Annotated in this window: 26 protein-coding genes; 18 read left to right on the top strand and 8 right to left on the bottom strand. The window is 43.1% G+C overall.

Annotated features, from left to right (window positions below; all coding sequences use genetic code 11):
- Positions 1-200 precede the first annotated feature (200 nt).
- On the top strand, positions 201-1,397 hold the full coding sequence (locus tag JMX50_RS09470) for an FtsW/RodA/SpoVE family cell cycle protein (protein ID WP_227670463.1): 1,197 nt from the start codon (positions 201-203) through the stop codon (positions 1,395-1,397).
- Positions 1,398-1,520: 123 nt separating this feature from the next.
- Here the strand turns inward: JMX50_RS09470 and gluQRS are convergent, their stop codons facing one another.
- From gluQRS to JMX50_RS09440, 6 genes are all read right to left on the bottom strand, one after another.
- Positions 1,521-2,492 (bottom strand): tRNA glutamyl-Q(34) synthetase GluQRS, encoded by a 972-nt coding sequence (gluQRS, locus tag JMX50_RS09465; RefSeq protein ID WP_201629344.1) that lies wholly within the window; start codon positions 2,490-2,492, stop codon positions 1,521-1,523.
- Between the two features lie 268 nt (positions 2,493-2,760).
- Positions 2,761-3,198: an RNA polymerase-binding protein DksA gene (gene dksA / locus JMX50_RS09460; protein ID WP_201563693.1), complete on the bottom strand. Its 438-nt coding sequence runs from the start codon at positions 3,196-3,198 to the stop codon at positions 2,761-2,763.
- A 409-nt stretch (positions 3,199-3,607) separates the two neighbouring features.
- Positions 3,608-4,447: a metallophosphoesterase gene (locus JMX50_RS09455; protein ID WP_201629343.1), complete on the bottom strand. Its 840-nt coding sequence runs from the start codon at positions 4,445-4,447 to the stop codon at positions 3,608-3,610.
- Positions 4,448-4,705: 258 nt separating this feature from the next.
- The gene (locus JMX50_RS09450; protein WP_201611553.1) at positions 4,706-5,551 is read right to left on the bottom strand and encodes a metal ABC transporter permease; all 846 of its coding nucleotides are present in this window, start codon (positions 5,549-5,551) and stop codon (positions 4,706-4,708) included.
- Between the two features lie 69 nt (positions 5,552-5,620).
- Complete coding sequence (locus tag JMX50_RS09445; RefSeq protein WP_372829602.1) at positions 5,621-6,373, bottom strand: metal ABC transporter ATP-binding protein; 753 nt, start codon at positions 6,371-6,373, stop codon at positions 5,621-5,623.
- A gap of 155 nt (positions 6,374-6,528) precedes the next feature.
- Entirely contained in the window at positions 6,529-7,077 is a 549-nt protein-coding gene (locus JMX50_RS09440) for a transcriptional repressor (RefSeq protein WP_201611555.1), read from the bottom strand.
- 276 nt (positions 7,078-7,353) lie between these two features.
- Here JMX50_RS09440 and JMX50_RS09435 point away from each other — a divergent pair, with 276 nt between their 5' ends.
- The 13 genes from JMX50_RS09435 to JMX50_RS09375 all read left to right on the top strand — a co-directional run bounded on the left by JMX50_RS09435 (position 7,354) and on the right by JMX50_RS09375 (position 20,568).
- The gene (locus JMX50_RS09435; RefSeq protein WP_413786833.1) at positions 7,354-8,202 is read left to right on the top strand and encodes a metal ABC transporter solute-binding protein, Zn/Mn family; all 849 of its coding nucleotides are present in this window, start codon (positions 7,354-7,356) and stop codon (positions 8,200-8,202) included.
- Positions 8,203-8,578: 376 nt separating this feature from the next.
- Complete coding sequence (locus JMX50_RS09430; RefSeq protein WP_201629341.1) at positions 8,579-8,986, top strand: ATP synthase subunit I; 408 nt, start codon at positions 8,579-8,581, stop codon at positions 8,984-8,986.
- A 734-nt stretch (positions 8,987-9,720) separates the two neighbouring features.
- Positions 9,721-10,587 (top strand): F0F1 ATP synthase subunit A, encoded by an 867-nt coding sequence (gene atpB / locus JMX50_RS09425; RefSeq protein WP_149490806.1) that lies wholly within the window; start codon positions 9,721-9,723, stop codon positions 10,585-10,587.
- Positions 10,588-10,620: 33 nt separating this feature from the next.
- Positions 10,621-10,869, top strand: a complete 249-nt coding sequence (gene atpE / locus JMX50_RS09420; protein WP_025651437.1) for a F0F1 ATP synthase subunit C — start codon at positions 10,621-10,623, stop codon at positions 10,867-10,869.
- Between the two features lie 117 nt (positions 10,870-10,986).
- Positions 10,987-11,457, top strand: coding sequence for a F0F1 ATP synthase subunit B (locus tag JMX50_RS09415; RefSeq protein WP_149490807.1), 471 nt, complete (start codon positions 10,987-10,989; stop codon positions 11,455-11,457).
- Positions 11,458-11,470: 13 nt separating this feature from the next.
- Positions 11,471-12,094, top strand: coding sequence for a F0F1 ATP synthase subunit delta (locus JMX50_RS09410; RefSeq protein WP_201629340.1), 624 nt, complete (start codon positions 11,471-11,473; stop codon positions 12,092-12,094).
- Between the two features lie 91 nt (positions 12,095-12,185).
- Positions 12,186-13,730: a F0F1 ATP synthase subunit alpha gene (gene atpA / locus JMX50_RS09405; protein WP_149490809.1), complete on the top strand. Its 1,545-nt coding sequence runs from the start codon at positions 12,186-12,188 to the stop codon at positions 13,728-13,730.
- A 245-nt stretch (positions 13,731-13,975) separates the two neighbouring features.
- Positions 13,976-14,857 (top strand): F0F1 ATP synthase subunit gamma, encoded by an 882-nt coding sequence (gene atpG / locus JMX50_RS09400; RefSeq protein WP_201563679.1) that lies wholly within the window; start codon positions 13,976-13,978, stop codon positions 14,855-14,857.
- Between the two features lie 50 nt (positions 14,858-14,907).
- Positions 14,908-16,341 carry a F0F1 ATP synthase subunit beta gene (gene atpD, locus JMX50_RS09395; RefSeq protein WP_201563677.1) on the top strand — a complete coding sequence of 478 codons (1,434 nt, stop codon included), beginning with the start codon at positions 14,908-14,910 and terminating at the stop codon, positions 16,339-16,341.
- A 115-nt stretch (positions 16,342-16,456) separates the two neighbouring features.
- On the top strand, positions 16,457-16,873 hold the full coding sequence (locus JMX50_RS09390; RefSeq protein ID WP_201563675.1) for a F0F1 ATP synthase subunit epsilon: 417 nt from the start codon (positions 16,457-16,459) through the stop codon (positions 16,871-16,873).
- Positions 16,874-17,580: 707 nt separating this feature from the next.
- Complete coding sequence (locus JMX50_RS09385; RefSeq protein WP_021812806.1) at positions 17,581-18,297, top strand: response regulator; 717 nt, start codon at positions 17,581-17,583, stop codon at positions 18,295-18,297.
- A 227-nt stretch (positions 18,298-18,524) separates the two neighbouring features.
- On the top strand, positions 18,525-20,210 hold the full coding sequence (locus JMX50_RS09380; protein ID WP_201629339.1) for an ATP-binding protein: 1,686 nt from the start codon (positions 18,525-18,527) through the stop codon (positions 20,208-20,210).
- A gap of 178 nt (positions 20,211-20,388) precedes the next feature.
- Entirely contained in the window at positions 20,389-20,568 is a 180-nt protein-coding gene (locus JMX50_RS09375; RefSeq protein ID WP_183621012.1) for a hypothetical protein, read from the top strand.
- Between the two features lie 127 nt (positions 20,569-20,695).
- Here the strand turns inward: JMX50_RS09375 and JMX50_RS09370 are convergent, their stop codons facing one another.
- Positions 20,696-22,168, bottom strand: a complete 1,473-nt coding sequence (locus JMX50_RS09370; protein WP_201624962.1) for an ATP-binding protein — start codon at positions 22,166-22,168, stop codon at positions 20,696-20,698.
- Positions 22,169-22,454: 286 nt separating this feature from the next.
- Between JMX50_RS09370 and rpsP the strand changes: the two genes are divergently transcribed.
- The 4 genes from rpsP to rplS all read left to right on the top strand — a co-directional run bounded on the left by rpsP (position 22,455) and on the right by rplS (position 24,948).
- Positions 22,455-22,724: a 30S ribosomal protein S16 gene (gene rpsP, locus JMX50_RS09365; RefSeq protein ID WP_010197931.1), complete on the top strand. Its 270-nt coding sequence runs from the start codon at positions 22,455-22,457 to the stop codon at positions 22,722-22,724.
- A 180-nt stretch (positions 22,725-22,904) separates the two neighbouring features.
- Positions 22,905-23,438, top strand: coding sequence for a ribosome maturation factor RimM (gene rimM / locus JMX50_RS09360; RefSeq protein ID WP_201563669.1), 534 nt, complete (start codon positions 22,905-22,907; stop codon positions 23,436-23,438).
- A 147-nt stretch (positions 23,439-23,585) separates the two neighbouring features.
- On the top strand, positions 23,586-24,356 hold the full coding sequence (gene trmD / locus JMX50_RS09355; RefSeq protein ID WP_201619606.1) for a tRNA (guanosine(37)-N1)-methyltransferase TrmD: 771 nt from the start codon (positions 23,586-23,588) through the stop codon (positions 24,354-24,356).
- A 199-nt stretch (positions 24,357-24,555) separates the two neighbouring features.
- On the top strand, positions 24,556-24,948 hold the full coding sequence (gene rplS / locus JMX50_RS09350; RefSeq protein WP_191690714.1) for a 50S ribosomal protein L19: 393 nt from the start codon (positions 24,556-24,558) through the stop codon (positions 24,946-24,948).
- Positions 24,949-25,178: 230 nt separating this feature from the next.
- Here the strand turns inward: rplS and JMX50_RS09345 are convergent, their stop codons facing one another.
- Positions 25,179-25,736: a DUF4442 domain-containing protein gene (locus JMX50_RS09345; protein WP_201629338.1), complete on the bottom strand. Its 558-nt coding sequence runs from the start codon at positions 25,734-25,736 to the stop codon at positions 25,179-25,181.
- Positions 25,737-25,905 lie beyond the last annotated feature (169 nt).

Genomic DNA, 25,905 nt, shown 5'->3' with positions numbered 1-25,905 from the left:
ATCAGGTGACGAACCAAGCAGTAACCCAGCCACCTTGCCATGTCAGTACTTAGTATTGACATGGTAAACTGCCAAAAAGTGTGGTTTGTCACTAACTAGCTGTCTGCTATTATCTTTTTAAATAAAATCTATTTCATATTTTTTAAACGGTGGCGTTTTATAAACGCCGTGTTTTTTCGTTTGCTAGTGTATATAAAATTATGGCGCTCTCTTCTCTTTTTCGTTCGAACTCTCAGTCGCCACAAGCTACCGGCTCAGATGGTATTCTGTCTATGCCATCAGCGCGCGCAATTTTATTATCGAGCGTCGGCTGTATGTTGGTGCTTAGCTTATTGATGGTGGCTTCTGCTTCTATTCCTTTTGCGCTCAGTCGCGGCATGAGCGAGCTGAACTTTTTCTATAATCAGCTTCTCTACATGGGTATTGGTCTGTTTATCGCCGGTTTTTCTTATAAACTGGTATCGCTAAAAAGGCTCTATAGAACTGAAACCCAGTTTATGCTATTAGCGATTACCGGGCTCTTGTTATTTGCCACCTTATTTAGTACGCCTATTAACGGCTCGAAGCGTTGGCTAACCCTCGGCGGCTTTAACTTTCAGGTCGCAGAGCTTGCAAAGCTGGTGATGATTATATTTGTCTCAGACTTTGTGGTACGGCGCTCATTTGAGGTACGTAATGGCTGGGATGGCTTTTTGCGCATTGCGATAGTGGTCGGGCTAATTACCGTTCTGTTACTAGCGCAGCCAGATTTTGGCTCGTTTGTGGTTATTATCGGTACTGTCTTTGCGATATTTTATATTGCTGGCGCGCCTTATAAACAGTTTATCGCGCTCGGTGCTGTCGCCGTTGGTGGCGCCGTATTAATGGTGGCGACTGTACAATATCGACTCGTACGCGTGATGTCGTTTTTGGATCCTTTTGATGATGTGCAAGATACCGATTATCAGTTGGCACGCAGCTTAATCGCCTTTGGTCGTGGTCAGTTTACCGGTGTCGGTTATGGCGAAAGTGTACAAAAACTGTCGCATTTACCAGAGGCGCATACGGATTTTCTGTTAGCGATTACCGGTGAAGAATTGGGCTTTGTTGGCGTCACGATGATCTTGATACTTGAAGCGCTGATTATCGGTAGTGCCATGCGCATCAGTTATAATGCCCTTAAACGTCGCCAAATGCGCATGAGTTATACCGCCTTTGGTATCGCCGTGGTGTTTATTGCCCAGACGATTATTAATGCGGCGATGAATATGGGGGCGATTCCGACCAAAGGTTTGACCATGCCATTCTTTAGTTATGGCGGTTCATCGATGCTGATTAGCTTGGTAATGGTGGCAGTGCTGCTAAAGATTTATAAAGAAAGCCCTGAGATTGAGAAAAGCCAGTGTCGTTATTATTAAGTCATTTAATGATAAAGTGATAAATATCTTTAGATTGTTTAAGACATTTTCATTCTAATCATTAACTATAAAAAAGCGTCGCTAATAGCGGCGCTTTTTCTATTAGGGCTTAGGACTATGTTATTAAATGCTAGGCATATTTAAAGACTGCATATTTTGTAGCGGCAAATTATCCCATTGTGCAATCGCTTGCTTCAGCATATTTGTTGGGGTATCGCTATCAACGGCAGGCTGCTGCAATAGTTGTAAAGCCTCAGCGATGAGCTTGCTTGGGTCGCGAGTATCAATCGGCTGGGCAAGGTTTTGTTTCGACAGCTTTTGACCGTCAAGACTGCATATCAACGGTAAATGATACCAATGATCGATAGCCGGCAAGCGTGCGGCATGCATAATGCTGATTTGGGCGGTGGTCATCGGTAAAATATCTAAGCCGCGCATGATATGCGTGACACCTTGCAAGCCATCGTCAAGACTGGCGGCTAAAATATAGTTAATCATGCCATCTTGGCGACGTACCACCATATCTCCTAAGGTGTACTGCGGGTTATCCCATTGCATGCCTTGAATGCCATCTTTAAAGCCCATGCGATAATTTGGCAACTGTATCCGTAGCTTATTTTGCGCTTTATCAAAACCTGCATCTAGACAGCAGCGCGGATAACGTTGTCTGTTTAGAAGTTTCTGGTTTGCCTGCTGCGGGTCAATACTTTCTCCTATCGCTTTTCGCTCCCAGTAACGCTCAAGACTTTTGCGTGAGCACTGACAGCCGTAAGTCAGCGCATAGAGACTTGAAGATAAGTACTCATTATAAATATCAATGCGCTCAGATTGGTAGATGACATCGCCATCCCAGTGTAGCCCGAGCACCTCCAAATCAATCAAAATCTGCTCAGTAAATTGGCTATCGCAGCGTTCAGTATCAGTGTCTTCGATACGTAAGAGCCACTTGCCACCGATAGATTTGATATGACAAAAGCTGGCAAGTGCCGTCGTTAATGAACCAAGATGCAGCTCACCAGTGGGTGATGGGGCAAAACGCCCGATAGGCTGTGATGACGATGCGGCTGCGGCTGGAGTTGAAATTTGAATTGGCATAGGAGTATGGATGGTTTTCAAAGTAGGGAGTATCAGTAGAATAAAAACATAGAATAATAAATATAGCGCCAAAAAGATATTTATCAAATATGCCTATTTTGTTGGTGGCGTGTCAATAAGCATCAAGTCCATCTATAAATGGCAATGTATAAAACGCAGGAAAATAAAAAACAAGAACCTAAAACGCAACGAGCGACCAATAAATGGTCGCTCGTTTTTATATTAGAGTATTAATGACTGTTAAACTATCTGGATTTAAGCAGCTTATTTAAGCACCTTGGTTTTGACGCTCTTTAATCTCAGATAAAGTCTTGCAGTCAATGCACTGAGTTGCTGTTGGACGGGCTTCGAGGCGACGCAGACCAATCTCTACGCCACAAGTTTCACAAAAACCGTAATCATCGTTTTCAATTTCGGCGAGAGATTTATCGATTTTGCGAATCAGCTTACGTTCACGGTCACGCGTACGCAAGGTCAAAGCAAACTCTTCTTCTTGCGTGGCGCGGTCATTGATATCTGGCATGGCGCTAGACTCATCTTGAATATAAGTCTTGGTACGATCTGCTTCGCCAATCAGTTGGTGCTTCCAATCTAATAACATTGCCTTAAAATGCGCCAATTGCTCATCAGACATATACTCTTCGTCTTTGGCAGGTTCATAAGGGGTGAACTTTACATCACTCGGATTCGTGGTCAGGGTGCTCATATGGGTATCCTACTTTTTCAAATTAATTCAATAAAACGACATATCAAAAGACAAGACGTTATAAATTTATCAAACGCTATAAATTGTCCCTTTATAAAACGTTTTACCACTTAGTAACACAAGTAACACAGCTGATCTAATAATACGGTTATCTCGATAGGACGCGGGCGACCTACCAATGGTCAGGTATATTGTCATGAATTTATTTATTTAAATGCTTACGGCTAAATAAATAGACAAATCCCTGACTGTGAAAACTTAGCTTGTGGTCAAGTTAGCCATCCTAGCTATTATAATTTTGTCTAAATAAAGCTTAGACCATGCTTATTTTTCTTACATTGTCTAACAGTATAAGATACAGGCTCTGGCGATATTATTCTAGCCAAATTTTAGCCAATAAAACTGGTCGTCAAGTATCTAGTCTTTCGACCCAGCTTGCAACCTCTCCATTGTTGGCTAATTGCAACCAACGATATCCGGGTAGGGCGTTTTTATCATAAGCAAAATCGTCTTCAAAAGGCTTAAATTGATAGCAAGTAGACGGCGTGCTATACACCGTCACTCCTTGGCGCTGACGGACTTGCTCCTGATGGGTATGCCCGCTGATAATCACTTTTAGATGCTCAAATGCCGCCATCCGTTGCCAAAAAGTATCGGCATTTTTTACCATATGCTGATCAATCCAATCAGAGTCGACCGGTATCACGTGATGGTGTAAGGCGATGAGCGCAGGCTTCGTGCAAGTCTCTAGCTGCTGACATAACCAATCAATGTCGGTCGCTGTCACCTCTCCTGCTACCTTGCCAGTGATAGATGAGTCTAATAACAGCAGCTGCCAATGCTCCGTCTCAATCATATGTCGGCTTAGCAGGCGCTCATCGGTAGGTCTAGCAATCAGTTCACGCTGAAAAAATGGCAGCTCACTGTCATTTTCATCGGTGACATCATGGTTGCCCGCAATACAAGCAAAAGGAATGCCCGTCGCCTGTAACACCTTAAAAATATGGTCATAAATCTCAGTTTTTACTTTATTGACCAAATCGCCTGTGACAATGATTAAGTCACAGCGCCGATCTTCGCTTAACGCTTGTTTGATAATTGCCTCAAAGCTGTACTGGCAAATCGCCACTTCACTACTGGTTTCGTCAACCGCCGCAGGCACATGGGATGATAAGTGCAAATCAGTGATTTGCAGAATATTTACCTGTCCGTCTGGCGTGCTGATGGCGCTGGCAGGATAGCTAAGCATTGGATTTAGTCCCTTATCAATCAAAATCGCGTTAAATCAAAACACCGTAGAAAGCATTTATTTTATTATAAAAGTCGTTAACTATATTCTTGATAATATTAGAGAAAGTTTATAACATCATGACGAGTAAAGCTCTAGCAATATTGATGAAATAAAGTTCGATAAAGGCGAAGTAAATAGCTGTCCTATGACGGTAATAATAATTGCTGCGACCGCCATAAGCGCTGCCAAATATTTGGATATTTAGGGGCGTGGCGACTAGTGGCGTGGCGACCAGAATTTTGCCATCAGGGATTTTGTGCCTGATTTTATGCCTATTAGCTTTGAGATAATCAGCGCAATAAAAAATAAAATAGCGAGGACTAAAACAATAGCAAGTCCGGTCTGGATATCAAACCAGATACTGCCCCAGACGCCAAGCGTGACGCCGAGCTGGGCAATGATTAAAGCGATAATGACCATTTGTTTTGGCGAGGCTGACCAGAGACGGGCGGTCAGCGCGGGCAATACCAATAAACCACTGATTAATAAGCTACCAACCGCTTGCAAGGCAATGGCACAAAACCCCGCCAATACGCCCATAAAAAACAGCCGCTGACGAGTCGGGTTAATACCTTGAATCCGTGCCAAAGCCTCATGAGTAGCTAGTTTGATTTGTGCCGGCCATATATAAATAAGTAAGCCTAAACCAACTAAGACACTGGTTGCAATTAAGGGTAAATCCGCCCAATCAAGCTCAAGTAAATTGCCAAACAAAAAGCCTAAGACATTGGCTTGCTGATCGGTCAGCTGGGTTAACGTCAATAACCCTAAACACAGCAGCGACACGGCAACCACAGCCAACACCGCATCGACAGGCAAACGCTCGTCATCAATTAACACCAGTCCCAGCACCACCATCACACTGACAATGCCAATACCAATGCCCATGGGTAATTGCCATAATACTGCCAACGCTACCCCTAATAATGTCCCATGCGCCAGTGCATCGGCAAAAAACGCCATGCGCCGCCATAATACCAAGCAACCTAAGGGCGCAGAAAGTAAGGCTAAAATGCTGCCAGCAATCCAGGCAGGGGCAATGATGGCTAACCAAGCGGTCATAATAGATATCCGTAACGTTTTTATAAAAAGGAATAAGGCGGTTGTTGCCTAAATAAGCTTGGTTGTTAATTATATCTCGCTTGGGGCATGATGCTCGCAAGCGTGTGGCTGATGGACATACGGCTGCTCATAATGATGTCCAAAGAGCTTTTGAAATTCTGAACTAATAGCAAGCTCGCTTGGTTGCCCCTCACAGCAGATATGCTTATTAAGACAAATGACACGCCTGCTACCTTTCATCACCCAATGCAAATCATGCGAAACGACTAACATGGCGCAGCGTAAAAACTCCGGCAGCTCATCAATAAACTGATACAGCCAAACTTCCGTATCAGGGTCAAGCCCTTGCATTGGCTCATCTAAAATTAATAAATTGGGTTTATCCAACAAAGCACGCGCCAGCAATACGCGCTGGGTTTCACCGCCTGACAGGTGCAGCATTTGCCGTGATAGCAGATGCGTTAAAGATAATTTTTCAAATATAAATTGACGCTGCTCAGGTGTTAGGCGCTTTTTGTCTGCTTGAGCCAATAAATCGCAAACGCGTAACGGTAAAATGGGCGCGACCGTAAAGCGCTGCGGCACATAACCGAGCTGTAACTTTTGGTGCGGTGTTATCTGTCCACTCGTTGGCTCTATTAAGCCCAAAACCAGCTTAACCAAGGTTGATTTACCCGCGCCATTAGGACCGATAAGGCTGACCGTTTCATTGACGGCAATATCAATGTCGATATGCGAGAGGATGCGTTGCTGCCCGATATGGTAGCTAATATCGCTTAAGCTCAGCAGTTTGGTGGCATTATTCATCGTCTTATCACTCATATTAATGGCAGAGGATGGCTTGGTTGGGGAAGTCGCTAGGCTCATAGGGCAGTACTGATATGTTGGTGATAAGTGAGTAATGGAACCACAATAATTAGGATAAAAGCATCGCTAAGGGCAAAAGCGTCAACCTAAAATATTGGCAATCAACTATTTTATTGACACGCTTGGCAACGACCACTGAGCTCAATGACACTGCGCTCCACCATAAAACCGACATCTTGTTGCGCAAAGCTCATGATTTCTTGCACCGGTAAACTGCTGCATTCTTGCACACGCTGGCACTGCGCACAGATTAAAAATGCTGCCGTATGCTGGGCGCGTGGATGACAGCAAGGCACATAAGCATTGATAGAGGTTAGCTGATGAATCAAACCTTCGCTTAATAAGAACTCCAAGCTGCGATAAACAGTTGGCGGTGCGACGTTTTTTGGCGTCTGACTGTTTTTCTGCTTAGTTGAAGCAGGAGTTTTGGCTTCAGGTTCGGTCAGGCGCATTTGCTGCAGCTGCGTGATCAAATCATACGCACCCACAGGCTTATTGGCTTCTAACACCAACTGATAGATTTGTTGGCGCAACGGCGTAAAGCGCGCACCGCTTGCGCGACATTGCTCTTTTGCGGCCATAAGGCGCTCATTCACATCGGACGGCGTAAAATCTTGCACATCGTGTACATGATCGCAAACGGGTGAGTGACTAGACATGAAGCAAGCTCCTAAAAATGACCCAGCGCTTTTATAATCATCACCTTTATATCTACAAGGCACTTTAGTATAAGGCACAATTTATGATGGTTTTTTATATTGTTATAGTATAACATAATAATATGCAAAGGCGGATATCGCGTTTGAACCTATCGGTACATACGCCTATTTTAATCAAAATAATGTCTCAAAACGATTATTCGCACTATTATTATTTATTGACCTTTAAAAGCAGCCATTATGATTTCATTTTTTAAAAGTTTTATACGTTTACCGATGGGCTTACATCGCTTATTAGCGACAGGCGTCATTATATTTGGCTCGTTAATGATGAGCGCGCAAGCAGCAACGGTCAGTGTGAGTAATTATCCTCTGTTTTTATTAAGCCAAGCGGTCACAGAAGGTGCGCCATCTGCCAAGCAATTATTGCAAGCAGGAGAGGTGGGACATCATGGTAGTATCAGCCCGGGCGATATCAAAGCGATTCAGGACAGTAAGTTTGTGGTCTGGTTTGGTGAACCCTTAGAGAATAACTTGGCCAGCACTCTAAATAGCGCGCCCAACTCGATTGCTTTATTTAAGTTTGATGCTTTTAAACGTCATCCGCTCCGTGATATTAAAGGTAAACCACTCGCTGGCACGCTTGACCCGCATATTTGGCTCGATCCTGAAAATGCAAAAGCCATTACCCGTGCGCTTGCCGTCATTCACAGTCATGCCAATCCGCAATATAAAGCGCTTTATCATGCCAATGCGCAAAAATTTGCCCAGCGTATGAATAGGGCAGTGGCCGCAGCCAATGCAAACCACGCGCAAAAACCTTTGCCGTATTGGGCCTATCACGATGCTTATCAATATATGGAAGACAGCGCCAAATTACAGCTGATTGGCAGCTTAAGTACCGATCATCATTTAGCACCAAAGGCCAGTCAACTACGCTGGCTACATGAGCAGCGCCCAGCCAAGCAAATGTGTTTGGTCAGTCCAAGCAGCCCTGCCAAAGGCTTGCTTGCCAAGCTCCAACCGGTTAAAAATACGGTACAAGCAGAAGATATGAGCAACAGTAAAGACTTTGTCAGCGGTTGGCAGACGATGGCGCAGCAAATTCGCCAATGTATCGCATAAATACTTTTCTATAAATGGCTTGCAAGCTAAAGCGTGAATAAGCTATTTAAAAACGATTTAAGAAACTCGTTAAACAAGTAAGTAAAAATGGCATAAGGCGCATTTGCTTAATCATCATTAGCAAATGCGCCGATATAAACACCTTGTTATTAATGTATTCGCGAGACTTTATTCACTCTGTAGAGCGTTCTTTATTGCCGGATAAGTAAATGCTTGATAAAAGGCATATTTTACTTGCTTAAAATTGCCTTGCTCCCTATAATAAGTGGCGTTTTAATTTGGTTAAAAGATAACGTCTGTAGAGTGAGCCATTCACGGATAACTTTGTCGCAACTGTGCTACATTATCCCCACGTTATAGAGCTATAGAAATATCGATGACCAAGCCTGCCAAACGCACCCAAAAAGATAAGATTGGTATTTACCTAAAACGCCAAGCATGGATTTTATTTATCCTTATTGTGCTTGGCTGGATAGTAGATGTCGCCTGGCTAGGTAGTGATAACCACACGCTGGTTATTGCAAAGAGTAACGCCATTGGTGCGCTACTTAGTTTTGCCACCCAAGCCGTGTTTGCTGGATTTATCTTTTGGTATACCGGATATCGCGCGCGCAGACACATTGTCAGCCAGCTATATCGTGGTCAGATGGTCAAATGGCTACTGACCGTGTTCGGTTTCGCACTAATTTTTATTACCATACAACCTCTATCAGCGCCTGCGCTATTCATCGGTTTTATGGTAATGCAGATTAGTCACAGTTGGATGTTGTGGCATATACGCTAGTATTTATAGACGATTATCATTTTAATGGTCAATATTATAAATAACGTTAGTTTGTCATCCTGCGGTCCAACTTCTCTACGATTACTGTTATAACGTCATTGATATATCAGAAAATGACTCAGAACCGTTTTTACAATAAGAATATGAATATAGCGCTTATCTCAGCATAAAGCGTCAAATAATTGCGATTACTAACCCCTTATCTAAACAGGGTTATCAGATATAATTAAAATATCAATATTTTATTATAGACGCAAAGGTATGTAAGCTAACGTTAACAGCGATTAACGTATTCATACAGTAAATAAAAAAGTCATAATTGACTTTACACGAATACCACGCTGCATTAATATAGGCAGCTAAATATCTTGCTGACAAGCGCTGTATTGAGCGTTTATCGTGATAAAACGATATAAGCAGACACATATATGACATTTTTTCGTACACATGCAAGGGCTATTACTGAATCATCATAAGCCCTTTTTTGATAGCTAAAATTTATCGGGCGCTATCGAATTGAGCAGTAGTCGTACATTGGTTATTCAGTTTGGTTAATGAGTAATAGCAGATTAATTAGATAGTTATGGGTTGGATGTTATTGGTTACATGAGTGCTGTCGCAGGATTTATTGATTTACTGAGTAGTAGATTCACTAAAACCGCTAACACCTCATCAGATGACAACCATATTTTTTGGTAGTTGATTAAATCGTTGATTAATAAGAAGCTTACATTATGGCATCCGAGCAAACATCATCAGAATATATCTCTCACCACTTAACGAATTGGACGTACGGCTATCTGCCGGGCGAAGGTTGGAAAGTTGCCTATACTGCTGAAGAAGCAGGTTTAATGGGTTTTAAAGCTATCCACCTTGACTCTATGTTATGGTCAATCGGTCTGGGTATTTTATTTTGTGCCATCTTTTGGATGGTTGCCAAAAAAGTTACTTCAGGCGTACCAAGTAAGACTCAAGCAGCGGTTGAGATGATCGTTGAGTTTGTTGATAACAACGTTCGTGATTCTTACAGTGGTACCTCAAAATTGATTGCGCCTTTGGCGTTAACCATTTTTGTGTGGATTTTCTTGATGAACTTGATGGATCTATTACCTATTGACTTTATTCCAAGTCTTGCAGGCCTAGTTGGCGCTGCGATGGGTCATGATCCACATCATGTGTTCTTCAAGATTGTTCCAACGACTGATCCTAATATCACCCTTGGCATGTCGTTCTCTGTCTTTGCGTTGATTATCTACTATAGTATTAAAGAAAAAGGGTTGGGCGGCTTTGTTGGTGAGTTAACACTGCATCCGTTTAGCGCCAAAAACCCAATCATGCAAATTATTTTAATCCCCATCAACTTTATCTTAGAGTTTGTTACTCTGATTGCCAAACCAATCTCATTAGGTTTGCGTCTATTCGGTAACATGTATGCTGGGGAGCTGATCTTCGTATTGATTGCCCTGATGCCGTTTTGGATTCAATGGGCGTTATCTGTACCGTGGGCAATTTTCCACATCTTAATTATTACCCTTCAAGCGTTCGTATTCATGATGTTGACGATAGTTTATATGTCGCTTGCATCATCAACTGAACATTAATTATACATTCAATAGGTAAATGAGGATACATCAATGGATCCAGTATTAGGTGGTTACACAGTTATCGCAGTAGCACTGCTTATCGGTCTTGGCGCACTTGGCACAGGCATTGGTTTTGCTATTCTAGGCGGCAAGTTCTTAGAAGGTGTTGCACGTCAACCAGAACTTGGTTCACAGCTGCAAACTCGTATGTTCATCGTGGCAGGTCTACTTGATGCCGTACCGATGATTGGTGTTGGTATTGCTATGCTATTGTTGTTCGCTAACCCTCTAGCAGGTTAATCAGAAAGCTCAGTTGTAAATGTTTGGTGGTCAAAGTTTGTATATTAAACATAGCCAAAGTTTGGCTATCAAATATGATCAATGAAACTGATTTTTCATTAACAAAGAGGTGATCACGTGAATATCAATTCTACCCTCATCGGTCAAGCCATTGCTTTTGCAATATTTGTGATTTTTTGCATGAAATTCGTGTGGCCACCACTTATCGGTGCCATTAATGAGCGTCAGCGTAAAATTGCTGAAGGCTTAAACGCCGCAGAAAAAGCAAAAGCAGATTTAGCGACCGCGGAGCAAGATGTACAGCAGGAGCTTAATCTTGCAAAGACCAAAGCTGCTGCTCTAATTGAGCAAGCGAACAAGAGCGCCAATCAGCTTGTTGAAGATGCAAAATCGCAAGCCCAAGCGGAAGGCGAGCGCATTCGTCAACAAGCGCAAGCCTCTATCGACCAAGAAATCAATCAAGCGCGCGAATCATTGCGTGCCCAAGTTGCTGAACTGGCTGTACTTGGTGCAGAGAAGATTTTGCAAGACAAAGTCGATGTGCAAAAACATGCCAGTATGTTAGACCAACTGGCGGCGAAGCTGTAATTGTGAGGATATCATGGCTGACTTATCAACCTTAGCACGACCGTACGCTAAAGCCGCGTTTGACTATGCCAATGAAAACGGGGTAGTAAATGAGTGGGAAAACTTCTTATTTATTGCCAGCACCGTTGTCAATGACAAGTCGTTCAGTACTTGGCTAGACAATCCAGCTGTTTCTGCTGAGCATAAGTCAGCTGCTTTGGTCGATCTTTATGATACAGAAGTAGCTAGCGCGAATGATTCTGCTTTTAAGCAGTTATTAGTCGAGACCCAAGGGGCTCGTCATGACAGCAACGCCAGCTATCCAAAAGTATCAGTAGCACTTAGTAACTTCGTTAAACAGTTATCAGAACAAGAGCGTCTGGCGCTGCTTCCTGAAGTTTATGAGCATTATCGCCGTCACAAGGCAATAAGCTTAAAGCAGCTTGACGCTTATGTGACCTCTGCTTATCCATTAACCGATGCCCAGCGTGATACGCTGCAAACGCGTCTTGCTGCTTCGCTCAATGCGAGCGTGGTGATTCATGAGTCGGTTGATCCTAGTCTTTTGGCGGGCGCTACGATTAAAGTCGGTGACAAAATCATCGATGATTCGATGCGTGGCAAGTTACAACAGTTAAAAACACAGCTAACTGCCTAATGCCAATCATCAGTGCAGCTTAATAAAGCTTGCGTGATATAAGAGCATTTAAGTCAGTGGCGGGTTATCATAAATTAAAGGAAACAAGGCAATGCAACAATTGAATCCAGCGGAAATCAGTAATCTGATTAAGCAGCGTATTCAAGACCTTGATGCGGGTGCAACTGCAAAGAATGAAGGCACGATTGTCAAAGTATCTGACGGTATCGTGCAGATTCATGGTCTTGAAGATGCCATGTACGGCGAAATGATTGAGTTTGAAGGTGAAATCTACGGAATGGCGCTTAACTTAGAGCGTGATTCTGTTGGTGCGGTAGTATTAGGCGACTTCCTAAAACTACAAGAAGGTCAAAAAGCCTATTGTACTGGTCGCATTTTGGAAGTACCCGTAGGTCCTGAGTTGCTAGGCCGTGTTGTTGATGCTTTAGGTAACCCTATTGATGGCAAAGGTCCTATCGATGCCAAGATGACTGATAAAGTCGAAAAAATCGCCCCAGGCGTTATCGACCGTCAATCAGTAGATCAACCAGTAATGACTGGTTATAAAGCTGTTGATACCATGATTCCAATCGGTCGTGGTCAGCGTGAGCTTATCATTGGTGACCGTCAGACGGGTAAAACCGCGATGGCTATCGATGCGATCATTGCTCAGAAATCATCTGGCATTAAGTGTGTATACGTAGCAATCGGTCAGAAACGTTCTACCATCGCTAACGTGGTACGTAAGCTTGAGCAAACTGGTGCCCTTGAATATACGACTGTAGTTGTAGCTTCAGCGTCAGAGCCAGCAGCACTACAGTATATCGCACCGTACTCAGGTTGTACGATGGGCGAATACTTCCGTGACCGCGGCGAAGATGCACTGATTGTTTTTGATGATTTATCAAAACAAGCCGTTGCTTATCGTCAGATTTCACTATTGCTACGTCGTCCGCCAGGCCGTGAAGCCTATCCTGGTGACGTATTCTATTTACACTCACGTTTACTTGAGCGTGCATCACGCGTAAACGCGGCGTACGTAGAAAAATTCACCAACGGTGAAGTGGTTGGTAAAACCGGTTCTTTAACCGCGCTACCTATCATTGAAACCCAAGCTGGTGACGTCTCTGCATTCGTACCAACCAACGTGATTTCAATCACTGATGGTCAGATCTTCTTAGAATCTAGCCTATTCAACTCAGGTATCCGTCCAGCAGTTAACGCTGGTATCTCGGTATCACGTGTTGGTGGTGCTGCTCAGACTAAGATTATTAAGAAACTGTCTGGTGGTATCCGTACCGCTCTAGCTCAGTATCGTGAATTGGCTGCATTTGCTCAGTTTGCATCAGACCTTGATGACGCAACGCGTGAACAGCTTGATCATGGTGAGCGCGTGACTGAACTCATGAAACAGAAACAGTATCAGCCAATGTCTATCTCTGAGCAAGCCGCAGTTATTTATGCGTCGAACGAAGGGTTCTTAGCGGACGTTCCTGTTGAAAAAATCGGTTCTTTTGAAGAAGCTTACTTACGCTATATGCATGATGAGCAGAGTGAATTGATGCGTGAGATTGATGACACTGCGAATTATAATGATGATATCGCAGGTCGTTTAAAGTCATCTTTAGAGACCTTTAAACAAAATCACAGTTATTAATTTAACGGGTTAAGCCTGAGTTGGTTAGCACTCTAGTTTAGGGTGCAAAAAGTGGCGCATTATCTGATAAGGTTTCTTTTAAGGAGTTCTCTTTTAAGATAGCAGCGCCACTGTTTTAACCAGCAATGGTCTAAGATTGCGTCATGCCACAAAATGTAAAGACATTATCCAATAAGTTCAGTGTTTTATATTAAATGATTGTTGCATACGCCCATGCTTTTTAACCCTCTTATATTGGAATCATTATGGCAAGCTTAAAAGAGATACGTGCCAAAGTCACCAGTATTAAAAGTACCCAGAAAATTACTCGCGCTATGCAAATGGTAGCCGCCAGTAAAATGCGCCGTGCCCAAGAGCGCATGGAAGTGGGTCGCCCGTATGCTGATAGTATGCGCCGGGTTATTTCGCATTTGGTGCATGCCTCATCAGATTACAAACATCCGTACATGGTAACGCGTCCAGTTGATAAAGTTGGCTATATTGTCATCACATCTGACCGTGGTTTGGCGGGTGGTTTGAATATTAACCTATTCAAAGCTCTATCTAAAAGTATTCAGCAATATCAAGACCAGTCTGTACAAGCCGAGTTTGCAGTGATTGGCGCTAAAGGCGTCAGCTTCTTCAAAAACTTTGGTGGTAAAGTCACCTCAGCCGTGACTGATTATGGTGATAAACCCACGTTTGAGCAATTAAACGCGCCGGTCCAAGCAATGTTAGAAGACTATAGTAACGGTAAAATCGACCGTATCTACGTGGTCTATAACCAGTTTGTAAACGCCATGACCCAAAAGCCGATTGTCAATCAATTGGTGCCTCTACCAGAGGGCTCATTTGGTGACGAAGAAAGCGGTATTCAAACAGAATTGAGCTGGGATTATATCTACGAGCCTGACATCAAAACCTTGATTGACCAATTACTTGGTCGCTATATCGAGTCGATTGTCTATCAAGCGGTAATGGAAAATATTGCCTCTGAGCAGTCTTCACGTATGGTTGCGATGAAAGCGGCGACAGATAATGCTGGTGACCTAATTAACGATTTACAGTTGGTTTATAACAAGCTGCGTCAAGCGGCGATTACCCGAGAAATCTCGGAAATCGTTGGCGGTGCTGCTGCTGTTTCATAATTGAAACCCTTTATAAAACCAACTATATACAGAAGTTCAAGGAGAACGCAATGAGTAGCGGTCGTATTGTACAGATTATTGGCGCGGTTCTTGACGTTGAGTTTAACCGTAACGAAGTTCCTCAGATTTTTGATGCCTTGCAAGTAGACGGCACTGAAACCACCCTAGAAGTACAGCAACAGCTAGGTGATGGTATCGTACGTACTATTGCGATGGGTTCAACCGAAGGCCTAAAGCGTAACCTACCAGTGACCAACACTGGCGCACCTATTTCTGTACCAGTAGGTATGGGTACCCTAGGTCGCATCATGGATGTTCTTGGTCGTCCTATCGATGAAGAAGGTCCGGTCGCAGCAGATGAGCGTTGGTCTATTCACCGTGAAGCGCCAAGCTATGCGGATCAGTCAAACAGTACTGAACTACTAGAGACTGGTATTAAAGTTATCGATCTACTTTGCCCGTTTGCTAAAGGTGGTAAAGTTGGTTTGTTTGGTGGTGCTGGTGTTGGTAAAACCGTCAACATGATGGAACTGATCAACAACATCGCTCTAAAACATGAAGGTTTGTCAGTATTTGCAGGCGTCGGTGAACGTACGCGTGAAGGTAATGACTTCTATCACGAAATGCAAGAAGCTGGCGTTGTAAACACCGAAGACTTTAGCAAATCTAAAGTTGCGATGGTATACGGTCAGATGAATGAGCCACCGGGTAACCGTTTACGTGTTGCACTGTCTGGTTTGACAATGGCTGAATACTTCCGTGATACCAAAGATCCTGCCACTGGCAAAGGTCGTGACGTATTGCTATTCGTTGATAACATCTATCGTTATACACTAGCCGGTACTGAAGTATCAGCACTACTAGGTCGTATGCCATCAGCGGTTGGTTATCAGCCAACACTAGCTGAAGAGATGGGTATGCTACAAGAGCGTATTACCTCAACGCAATCAGGTTCTATTACTTCTGTACAAGCGGTATATGTACCTGCGGATGACTTGACGGATCCATCACCAGCAACGACGTTTGCTCACTTGGATGCGACAGTGGTACTAAGCCGTGATATCGCTTCACAAGGTATCTATCCTGCGGTTGATCCACTAGATTCAACGTCACGTCAGCTTGATCCATTGGTTATCGGTGAAGAGCATTACAACGTTGCTCGTGGTGTTCAAGAAGTTCTACAGCGCTATAAAGAGCTTAAAGACATCATCGCCATCTTGGGTATGGATGAGTTATCAGAAGAAGATAAACTAGTCGTTTATCGTGCTCGTAAGATTCAGCGCTTCTTATCACAACCATTCCACGTCGCTGAAGTATTTACCGGTGCACCTGGTAAATATGTCCCACTACGCGATACCATTGCAAGCTTTAAAGCAATCATCGCAGGTGAGTATGATAGCCTACCAGAGCAAGCTTTCTATATGGCTGGCGGCATCGACGAAGTAGTAGCTAAAGCTGAAAAAATGAAGTCTTCTGCAGCGTAAGTTGTACTCGTATTGACTAACGATTAGGTATAATATAAACCTTGTATCTACTCTTCAGTAACGCATCGCAGTTTTTACTGTTTTTTGATCGCGCTTTGATGGTAAGGAATTAAGTATGGCAACGTTACAATGTCGCGTCGTAAGTGCTCGTGAAGAGTTGTATTCAGGCGAAATTAGCATGTTAATAGCTAGTGGTACCGAAGGCGAGATTGGTATATTGCCAGGTCACACTCCGCTTATTACTTTGCTAAAGCCAGGTGCAATGCGCGTCCAAACGCCTAACGGTGAAGAAGAAGTGATTTACGTCTCAGGCGGCGTGTTAGAAGTACAGCCAAAAATGGTCACCGTACTTGCTGATACTGCCATGCGTGCACATAACCTTGACGAAAGTAAAATCGTTGAAGCACGTAAGAAAGCTGAGCAAATGCTGGTCAACCAAACTGATACTGTACAGACCAATGCTGCCTTGGCTTCATTGGCTGAGTCAGTCGCCCAGCTACAGACTATCCGTAAATACAAAAACCGCGCTTAGTTTTATACTTTGTAGCAAAGGTTAGAGTATTTCTTTAACTTTTCTACAATAATAAAAAAACAGTCCATCATGGGCTGTTTTTTTATACCTGTTGTTCTGATAGCTAGTATTTTTGCTTATTTATATATCAATTTTAATGTGCAAAGGCTATACATAGAAGGTTGCTATATCACGCAAGAATTCTTAATAACCAACCAATTTTTAGTAAATGAATGAGAAGTCACTAGCGACAATGACAATATATGGTTATATTAGGGGTTAGATAAAAATTTGGTCACGATAAAAGTTTCTTACACAGATTTTCGTTACATGCATTCTTATAAAATGCATTCTTATAAAATGCATTCTTAAAAGAGTGTCCTAATTATATCTATATGAGTGAGAGGTTCAGTAGGGCAGGACGTTTGGCTGATTAGCAGCAAACGCTTATTTCATATAAATAATGCTCTATGCCTTTTTATCAGGATAAAGGGTATAATTTTTGGACGCAAACTAAAGTTTTAATGGGTGTAGTTTATAGGTTTTGTTAACAACTATAAGCTATAGTATAGGAAGCTGTGTGTTTAATAGTATACTGTGCTACCAAGTTTGTAACCGTTATAACGGCATCGATTGCAACAGGTTACGGATCGATTAAGTTACGGTGCTATTAATTTACCGCTCTTACTTTTACTGCTTTTAAATTAGATGTATTAGAGGATATAACAATGACAACGAATGAAGAAGACAACACCCCCCGAATCTTGATTGTTGAGGATGACGAGCGTCTGGCCATGTTGACCCAAGATTATTTGGTCAAAAACGGTTTAGAAGTGGCAATTGAAACTGATGGTAATCGCGCCATTCGTCGTATTGTCAACGAACAACCAGATTTGGTCGTGCTTGATGTCATGCTTCCTGGTAGTGATGGTTTAACCGTATGCCGTGAGGTACGTCCACACTATCAGAATCCAATTTTGATGCTGACCGCGCGCACAGAAGATATGGATCAGGTATTGGGTCTTGAGATGGGCGCTGACGACTATGTTGCCAAACCTGCGCAGCCACGTGTATTGCTCGCGCGTATTCGTGCATTATTACGTCGCTCAGAAAACGCGCCATCAGAAGATGTGCCACAGCGTTTAGAGTTTGGTGAATTGGTCATCGATAACGGTGGTCGTTCAGTGAATCTAGGTGATGAGCTGGTTGATTTCACCAGTGCAGAATATGACCTATTATGGTTATTGGCTTCTAATGCCGGTCGTATCTTGTCACGTGAAGATATCTTTGAGCGCCTACGTGGTATCGAATATGACGGTCAGGATCGCTCAATTGACGTACGCATCTCGCGTATCCGTCCAAAAATCGGCGATGATCCAGAAAATCCTAAACGTATCAAAACCGTCCGTAGTAAAGGGTATTTGTTCGTTAAAGAAGGCAATTAATACTTTATCTTTGATACAAGTATTTAGTCTGCATCACCTTTTAATAAAAAACCAGCGTCATGCTGGTTTTTTATGGCCTAAATTTTAATTTTTAAACTTAAATGCTGTGTTATGTGCTTTAATTGAGCGATAATTATCGATGCTAGATATCTAGTATCAGGTAAAAAATGCCATAATCATTTATTATCGATTAATATTTTTTCTAAATTAGGTTGGTCACGGCACGTATGTCATTAGTTTCTTCTCTTAAACATAGTATTTTTGTTCGTATCTATGCCGGACTATTGATAGTCTGCTTGTGTGTGGCATTGTTCGCCCAATTATTGATGGACACCATCAATAAAGAGCGCGTGCAGTCTTACCGTGAAAACATGGCGACGGGTGCCTTTCATATTGTCAGTGAAGGCATTGCGCATCAAGAGAGTGACTCTCAGCGCGAATATTGGTTGTCTGATGCGAGTAGCTTATTTGGCGCAGAATTTAGTATTGTGCCGATTAATGAGGTCGATTTTAATGCCAGTGAGCTGCGGCGCTTTGAGAAAGGCAATACTGTCGTTCGCTATGTCAGCCAGCCTGTTTATGCCGATGTCTATTATCGTTTGCCAGACAATCTAAATGTTTTAACGGCGCGCATATCGCAAGTGACTGAACAACAAGTACGTGCCATCGCTGTATTTTTGCTCGATGACTTATCGTACCATGCTACCTTGTCTGATAAGCGGGCGCGCTTGGCTGAGCTAGAGAAAAAGTTTGCTTTTCCCTTAGAATTTAAAGCGGTCACTACGCTCAATTTAGATCCGGATCAGATGGCACGTTTGCGCCGCGATGAGGTGGTCATTTTATTACAAGATACCAATACCAGTAAAAGTAACTCCTCAATCAAAGTCGTTGTACCGTCTGAAATCAATGATATGGCGATTTTAATTGGTCCGGTGCCGTTATTTAACTGGTTCCCGCTCAATCTGATTGTTAGTATGATTTTGATTAGTATGTTTTTAATCAGCTTGGGCGTATATGCGCTTATTTTCCCGCTCGAACGCAAATTGCAATTGATTCAAGTCGGTGTCAACGAGGTTAGTAAAGGCAATCTTGATATTAAAGTGCAGGTCATCGGCCAAGATGAGATTGCGCGCTTATCTGCGACCTTTAATGCGATGACAGCACATATTAAGCGTCTGATTGAATCGCAGCGTGAGCTGACGCGTGCGGTATCGCATGAACTGCGTACACCCGTTGCTCGTATTCGTTTTGCCGTCGATATGCTGGCAGATACTGATGATGAAGATTCACGCTTTATGCAGCGTGATTTTATTGATGAGGATATCGAAGCGCTTAACGGCTTGATTGATGAGATTTTAACTTACGCCAAGCTTGAAGAGGGCTCACCGAAACTAGATTTAGAGCCGGTCAATTTGCGAGAGTTGCTCGAGCAAATTGAGCGTGAAACCAATGCTTTAGGTAAGCCTATCAAAATAGTGACCAACCTGCCCAATGCTAAAGTAACGGCGGTTGCCGATAGACGTTATCTACATCGGGTAATTCAGAATCTAGCCGGTAACGCGCTACGTTATGCAGAGACGACCATTATCATTAGTGCTGGGGTCAAAAAAGGCAATGCTTTTGTCAGTGTGGAAGATGACGGTCACGGTATTCCAGAAGAAGACCGTGAAAAAGTCTTTATTCCGTTTTCACGCCTGGACGATAGCCGTACCCGAGCGTCTGGTGGCTATGGTTTAGGTCTGTCTATTGTGTCGCGTATCGCCTTTTGGTTTAATGGCAATATGAAAGTCGGCGAGAGCCGTGAGCTTGGCGGCGCCCGCTTTGTCATGACCTGGCCTATCAAACCATTGACCCAAGTGCTTGCTGCTGATGAGCTTACCCAAGAAAAAAGCAACCGCGATTTTGATGCTTAATTAAGTCTATTTGAATGGCAATGATTACTAGGCATTAAAAGTGCTTAAACTTGTTTTGGTAGTGTGACTGGTAGAAGCTGATACATCATTGGTTAAAAAAGCCGTGTTTAATGATTAATTAACAACTGATGGTTTATGACAGCTTTTAAAGCAGATTAAAAATAGAGGAGGGCAAAGGATGCCGTATTTATTTGGTGGTTTAGTGGTATTGAACGCAGCAGCGCTCGGTTATTATTTATTCCTGCAACAGCCAACCAGCACTGAGACGCTAAAGGCTGCGCAGAATGAAATAACCCAGCCTTTAGCCTTTACCAATAGTGCGGAGTATATTCCGCCTATCATTGGTACTAGAGAGTAGTACGGCTCGTTTGGCTGACAACTAATAATTCACAATGAATAACTATTAACCAAACTTTGGCTGTGATGTCATTATTGTTTATCTACAGATCATTTATCTACAGATCATTTATCTACAGATCATTTATCTACAGATTATTTATATTATCATCAGGGATAGATGATTTGTCGTTTTCAACATCTAATGGCGGCTCACCTGCCACTTTAGAGATGAGTGGGATGCGCACACAGACTTGTAGCCCGCCATCTGGATGATTAATCGCCTCAACCGTCCCATGATGTAAGCGCGCAATACGGTCGACAATCGCCAGACCAAGCCCGCTACCTTGCGTGGTACGCGCTGATTCGCCACGCTCAAACGGTTGCATGACACGCTCTAACTGGTCTTCTGCGACCCCATCGCCACAGTCGCGCACACATATCACCAATTGCTCTTTTGCTTCTTTATTGACCTCGTTTTCAGTCACCACATCGCTGTCTTCTATCTCAGCCGTCTCTATAAAGGTCGGTACGACGGTCGCTGATAAATAAATCGGTGCTTTGCCGTAACGCTTGGCATTATTGACCAGATTGATAACCAAGCGTTTAATTGACATCGGCCGTATAGGAACCACTTTGTGACATTCAGACTGGTAAATAAATTCCAGCGGCGCAAATTGCACCATGATTTCATTAAAGATGGTATCTAAATTGGTCAAACGTACCGGCTCATCGGAACCATCTTTCATAAAGGAGATAAACTGCTCTAAAATCGCATCCATATCCTCGATATCGTAAATCAAACCTTCACGGAAAAAATCATCAGGCAGCATCTCAGCGGTCAAGCGCATACGGGTTAGCGGTGTGCGCAAATCGTGCGAGATACCGGCTAGCATAATCGTCCGCTCTTTTTGCGCTTGATTCAGAGTGGTAAATAAACGGTTAAATGCCATATTAACTTGGCGTATTTCAGTCGGTCCGTTATGGGTCGGTAACGTAGTGGCATGACCCAAGCGAATATAATTGGTTGCTGCGCGTTGCAAATACCGTAACGGACGATTTAATTGCCGTGCCAATAAAATAATAGTCAGCAAGGTCAAAATAGGCAGGCCTACTAAGAATAACCATAGTAGCGCAGGGCTATATTGCGAGTAATATACCACTGGTTCGCGAATCCAAAAGCTGGTATCACGGCTGTCTTGTACCCACAGCTGCGGCGTTGGTTTAAACTTAAAATACACTTCTACTGGCCGCCCCAACTGCGCGCCAATTTCGCGTTGTAGCACATCGGTAAACACGCCAACAAAGGCTTTATCTTCTATCGTTGGAAAGTCGCTAGGATTATTGACCACCACCACGTGCGAGTGCTGATAAATCCATTGCCGCACGGCAGGGTTATGTTTCCAGTCTTGGTTGACGCTGTTCATTAAGCGTAATTCGCTGGTCAGATAGCGCGCATGGTTTTTAAGCTCGGGTAAATACAGACTACGCCAAAAAAACGAAATCGATACCCCGACACTGATGATGACAATAAACGCCACCATTAAGGTGGTCAGCCAAGTGTTGGAGTAGGAGCGGGCAAGCCGACCTTTGCGCCGAGGTTGCGATTTTGGTGTGGTCATAAGAGTCCAAGTTGTGCGGTTTGATAGTAGGGTTTGGTCTTAGCGTTTGCTTGTAGGATAGCATAATCAAATAATGCGGTTGTTGGCTTTACCGATAGAATTAGTAGCCAATTTAATAGGGTCAAGCCCAATAAATAGACCACGAACTATGAATTATGTTTTACATGCATTGCTATTTAAGCTATTGTTAATAAATAATTAAATAAGCACAGTTTATGTTTTCAATAAAACAAGACTGTGATATAATTATGCCCTTTTTGGTATACCTGCGAAAGAGAGAATTCACATGGTTGTTATTCGTTTAGCACGGGGCGGTGCCAAGAAACGCCCATTTTATCAAGTAGTTGTTGCTGATCAACGCCGCGCGCGTGACGGTCGCTACATTGAAAACATCGGCTTTTTTAACCCACTCGCTAAAGAGTCTGAAGAAGCAGTACGCCTAAACATGGAAGCGTACAATGCGTGGATCGCTAAAGGTGCACAACCTTCAGATCGCGTTGCTTCATTAGCAAAAGCTTATAACAAGTCTGTAGCTCAAACTGAAGCAACTGCTTAAGTTTTGGCTACTAAGTACTGATAGCGTGATGTTTGCGTTTATTAGTCGACTTTAGAAAACATAGCGTAACTGGTCTGACCAGGGTGCGCCATTAACTGTTTATTACTTTTGATTGCGTTTATCGCTTTTGATTGAACTGTATTCAGCATTGCTGTTTTAATTATTGTTAGGTTAGCCGTTATGTCATCTGTTCCAAACGCTAGTGCACTTATGAAAATCGGTCAGCTAAAAAAGCCTTATGGCATTAAAGGCTGGCTGTGGGTATTTAGCGATACGGATGATCGTACGGCAATATTTGACATGCAGCCTTGGTGGATGAAAACTGCTACTGGCATGAAGCCTTTGACCGTAAAGGCTTGGCGTGAGCAAGGGACAGGCATTGTCGCTCAATTTGAGCAAATCCCTGACCGTAACCTTGCTGAGACCATGAATGGGGTAACCCTTTGGGTCGAACAAAACGTTTTGCCAGAAACAGCGGAAGACGAATATTATTGGTCGGATTTGGTCAGCTTGCGCGTGATAAATGAGCAAGATGAGTATCTAGGCAATATCACTGAAATGTTTGAAACCGGAGCCCATGACATCATGCGCGTAACGGCAAATTCAGACAGTTTGGATAAAGAAGAGCGCCTGATACCGTGGCATAAGCAAACAGTGATTGAAGTCAATATGACTGAAAAAACCGTGCTTGTGGCATGGCCAAGTGATTATTAATAATAAGCAATTATTAATCAGTAATGGTTAATAAGGTCTTATTAAGACAAGCTGTAGTGAGATAAGTTTCGGCTTTATCATTAAAAATTGTTAATAGTCACACCGATTTATTTAGCCACTGTTATCCATTGTGCAAGTAGACATCAGATGTATTTTGCCGTGATTAGTATTTTCCCTGAAATGTTTGCCACGATTCGTGAGTTTGGAATCACGGGACGGGCAGTCACTCAGGAGCAAGTCACGATTGAATGCATCAACCCGCGTGATTATACCACTGATAATTATCGCCGTATTGATGAGCGCCCGTATGGCGGCGGTCCTGGCATGGTGATGATGGCTGAGCCATTATCCCAAGCCATTGAGGATGCCCGCCTACGAGCCAGTCAGCACGGCTGCCGTGTCGATAGTGAGCATTGTCCGGTGATATATATGTCACCACAAGGCAAAACGCTCAGCGAGAGTAGTGTGGTCAGTATGACTGAGTACGATGGCATGATTTTATTATGCGGTCGTTACGAAGGTATTGATGAGCGCTTACTGTCGCAGTATGTCGACATGGAGATATCGCTCGGTGATTATGTCTTAACGGGTGGTGAGCTACCAGCCATGGTACTGATGGATAGTGTGATACGTCGTCTGCCTGATATTATGGGTGATGATAAGTCAGCTGAGCAAGACTCGTTCGTCGATGGCTTGCTTGATTGTCCACATTATACTAAGCCGCATGAGTTTGCTGGTATGGCGGTTCCTGAAGTATTGCTTTCAGGACATCATGCCAATATCGCTAAGTGGCGCTTTAGCCAACAGGTCAGCCGCACGCAAGCGCGGCGTCCCGATTTATGGCAAGCGTTTACCCCAACGGTAGAGCAAGCAAAGTGGCTTAAAGCATTGGCTAAAGCAGATAAAAAGCCACGTTAATAGCGGTTAAAAACATAAACAGTTAAGCAATAAAATTTTGAGCAGTAATAAAACGAGTCATAGCATAATGGCCGTTTGTCATAACCCATTTACGTTGTAGCTATTATTAGTCCAAGATATTAATAACAGCTATGATTAATTATTACAAACAGGTGATATGCGTCAAGCCTCTATTATCTAATGTGAGGAGATAACTCTCATGAGCAACAAGCATCCATTGGTTCAGGTCATCGAAAATGCTCAATTGATTGAGCGCCCAAGCTTTGCACCCGGCGATACCGTTGTGGTTCAAGTAAAAGTACGTGAAGGTGAGCGTGAGCGTTTACAGGCTTTTGAAGGCGTTGTAATTGCTAAGCGTAACCGCGGTCTAAACTCAGCATTTACCGTTCGTAAAATTTCAAGCGGTGTTGGTGTTGAGCGTGCATTCCAATTGCATTCACCAATCATTGATAGCATTGAAGTGAAACGCCGTGGCGCAGTTCGCCGTGCGAAACTATACTACTTACGTGAGCGCTCTGGTAAATCAGCACGTATCCGCGAAAAGTTGGTTGCTCGTGCTCCTAAAGCGGCTCAGAAAAAAACTGACGCTTAGACTGTACCGAGTATCTGATTTTAAGCATCGCGCTTAAAATTACTTATATGATTTGGCCGTTTATTGTGCGGCTGCATTATGAAGTAAAAGTAGATACAAGCCCTTATTCATAGGTTTATTTATAAATAAGCGGGCCATACCAAAAAAGACAAAACCCCAATCTGTGCGCATGCCAGATTGGGGTTTTTGTATGTGGGGCTTTATTTTAATTGAACGCTTTAAACTTAACGTTAGCTTTCGAGGTTGTCTATACGGTTGGTTTGGTCTTTAGATTTGCTGTACTTACGCAGTCGAATATAAAGGGTCTTAGTCACAGTCGCGATGACTTTCTGTTGTTCATCAACGATATCGACCTTATATTCACGAAATACCGGCTCACCTTCTTTTGCCAATTCCTGAATAGTAATAATCTCAGCGCTAGGGATTTTCATGCGCGCGGTGACTTTGCTATTGCCAGGGGCGATAAATTCAATGTGTGAGCTTTTATCCCAAACCACGTAGCTGCTACCGAGTTGGTGCATCAGCATCAGCATATAAAATGGATCAACCATCGAATATAGACTGCCACCAAACTGGGTGCCAACGATATTCTTATTTAAGCTATTTAGCCCCATGTTGACCACGCATAGGCCTTGGTCTAGGTTGATATGCTCAATCTTGATACCGGCACCGATGTAGGGCGCATAAGTGTTGATACGCAATTTAAGCAAATAAGGGGTGAGTAATGGCATGATGTTTTTTTTGGCATTACGTTTCAGCGTTTCAAGATTTTTAGGCAGTAAACTCATCAATATTTCCTATTGGCTTTTCCGGTTTTGCTAATCTTATCGTATGAATTTTTTTATCGTATGGAGTATTTTTATTGTATGCAGTCAACCTTGACCGCCATGCTTGCTGCTTTTAAATACGAGCTACCAAGCAATGAGCGATAAAAAGATATTTATCATAGTGAAAAAC

This window comes from Psychrobacter maritimus (assembly GCF_904846345.1).
Lineage (GTDB): Bacteria > Pseudomonadota > Gammaproteobacteria > Pseudomonadales > Moraxellaceae > Psychrobacter > Psychrobacter maritimus.
Note: the sequence above shows the minus strand (reverse complement) of the source record. Positions and strands in the feature narration are given on the sequence as shown.

Coding starts and splice junctions, on each gene's coding strand:
- atpE (WP_025651437.1), top strand. CDS start 10,621: ATGGATCCAGTATTAGGTGGTTACACAGTTATCGCAGTAGCACTGCTT.
- atpA (WP_149490809.1), top strand. CDS start 12,186: ATGCAACAATTGAATCCAGCGGAAATCAGTAATCTGATTAAGCAGCGT.
- gluQRS (WP_201629344.1), bottom strand. CDS start 2,492: ATGCCAATTCAAATTTCAACTCCAGCCGCAGCCGCATCGTCATCACAG.
- JMX50_RS09450 (WP_201611553.1), bottom strand. CDS start 5,551: ATGACCGCTTGGTTAGCCATCATTGCCCCTGCCTGGATTGCTGGCAGC.
- dksA (WP_201563693.1), bottom strand. CDS start 3,198: ATGAGCACCCTGACCACGAATCCGAGTGATGTAAAGTTCACCCCTTAT.
- JMX50_RS09380 (WP_201629339.1), top strand. CDS start 18,525: ATGTCATTAGTTTCTTCTCTTAAACATAGTATTTTTGTTCGTATCTAT.
- JMX50_RS09470 (WP_227670463.1), top strand. CDS start 201: ATGGCGCTCTCTTCTCTTTTTCGTTCGAACTCTCAGTCGCCACAAGCT.
- JMX50_RS09345 (WP_201629338.1), bottom strand. CDS start 25,736: ATGAGTTTACTGCCTAAAAATCTTGAAACGCTGAAACGTAATGCCAAA.
- JMX50_RS09445 (WP_372829602.1), bottom strand. CDS start 6,373: ATGAGTGATAAGACGATGAATAATGCCACCAAACTGCTGAGCTTAAGC.
- rimM (WP_201563669.1), top strand. CDS start 22,905: ATGTCATCTGTTCCAAACGCTAGTGCACTTATGAAAATCGGTCAGCTA.
- JMX50_RS09410 (WP_201629340.1), top strand. CDS start 11,471: ATGGCTGACTTATCAACCTTAGCACGACCGTACGCTAAAGCCGCGTTT.
- trmD (WP_201619606.1), top strand. CDS start 23,586: ATGTATTTTGCCGTGATTAGTATTTTCCCTGAAATGTTTGCCACGATT.
- atpD (WP_201563677.1), top strand. CDS start 14,908: ATGAGTAGCGGTCGTATTGTACAGATTATTGGCGCGGTTCTTGACGTT.
- atpG (WP_201563679.1), top strand. CDS start 13,976: ATGGCAAGCTTAAAAGAGATACGTGCCAAAGTCACCAGTATTAAAAGT.
- JMX50_RS09370 (WP_201624962.1), bottom strand. CDS start 22,168: ATGACCACACCAAAATCGCAACCTCGGCGCAAAGGTCGGCTTGCCCGC.
- JMX50_RS09390 (WP_201563675.1), top strand. CDS start 16,457: ATGGCAACGTTACAATGTCGCGTCGTAAGTGCTCGTGAAGAGTTGTAT.
- rpsP (WP_010197931.1), top strand. CDS start 22,455: ATGGTTGTTATTCGTTTAGCACGGGGCGGTGCCAAGAAACGCCCATTT.
- rplS (WP_191690714.1), top strand. CDS start 24,556: ATGAGCAACAAGCATCCATTGGTTCAGGTCATCGAAAATGCTCAATTG.
- JMX50_RS09385 (WP_021812806.1), top strand. CDS start 17,581: ATGACAACGAATGAAGAAGACAACACCCCCCGAATCTTGATTGTTGAG.
- JMX50_RS09430 (WP_201629341.1), top strand. CDS start 8,579: ATGACCAAGCCTGCCAAACGCACCCAAAAAGATAAGATTGGTATTTAC.
- atpB (WP_149490806.1), top strand. CDS start 9,721: ATGGCATCCGAGCAAACATCATCAGAATATATCTCTCACCACTTAACG.
- JMX50_RS09455 (WP_201629343.1), bottom strand. CDS start 4,447: ATGCTTAGCTATCCTGCCAGCGCCATCAGCACGCCAGACGGACAGGTA.
- JMX50_RS09375 (WP_183621012.1), top strand. CDS start 20,389: ATGCCGTATTTATTTGGTGGTTTAGTGGTATTGAACGCAGCAGCGCTC.
- JMX50_RS09440 (WP_201611555.1), bottom strand. CDS start 7,077: ATGTCTAGTCACTCACCCGTTTGCGATCATGTACACGATGTGCAAGAT.
- JMX50_RS09435 (WP_413786833.1), top strand. CDS start 7,354: ATGGGCTTACATCGCTTATTAGCGACAGGCGTCATTATATTTGGCTCG.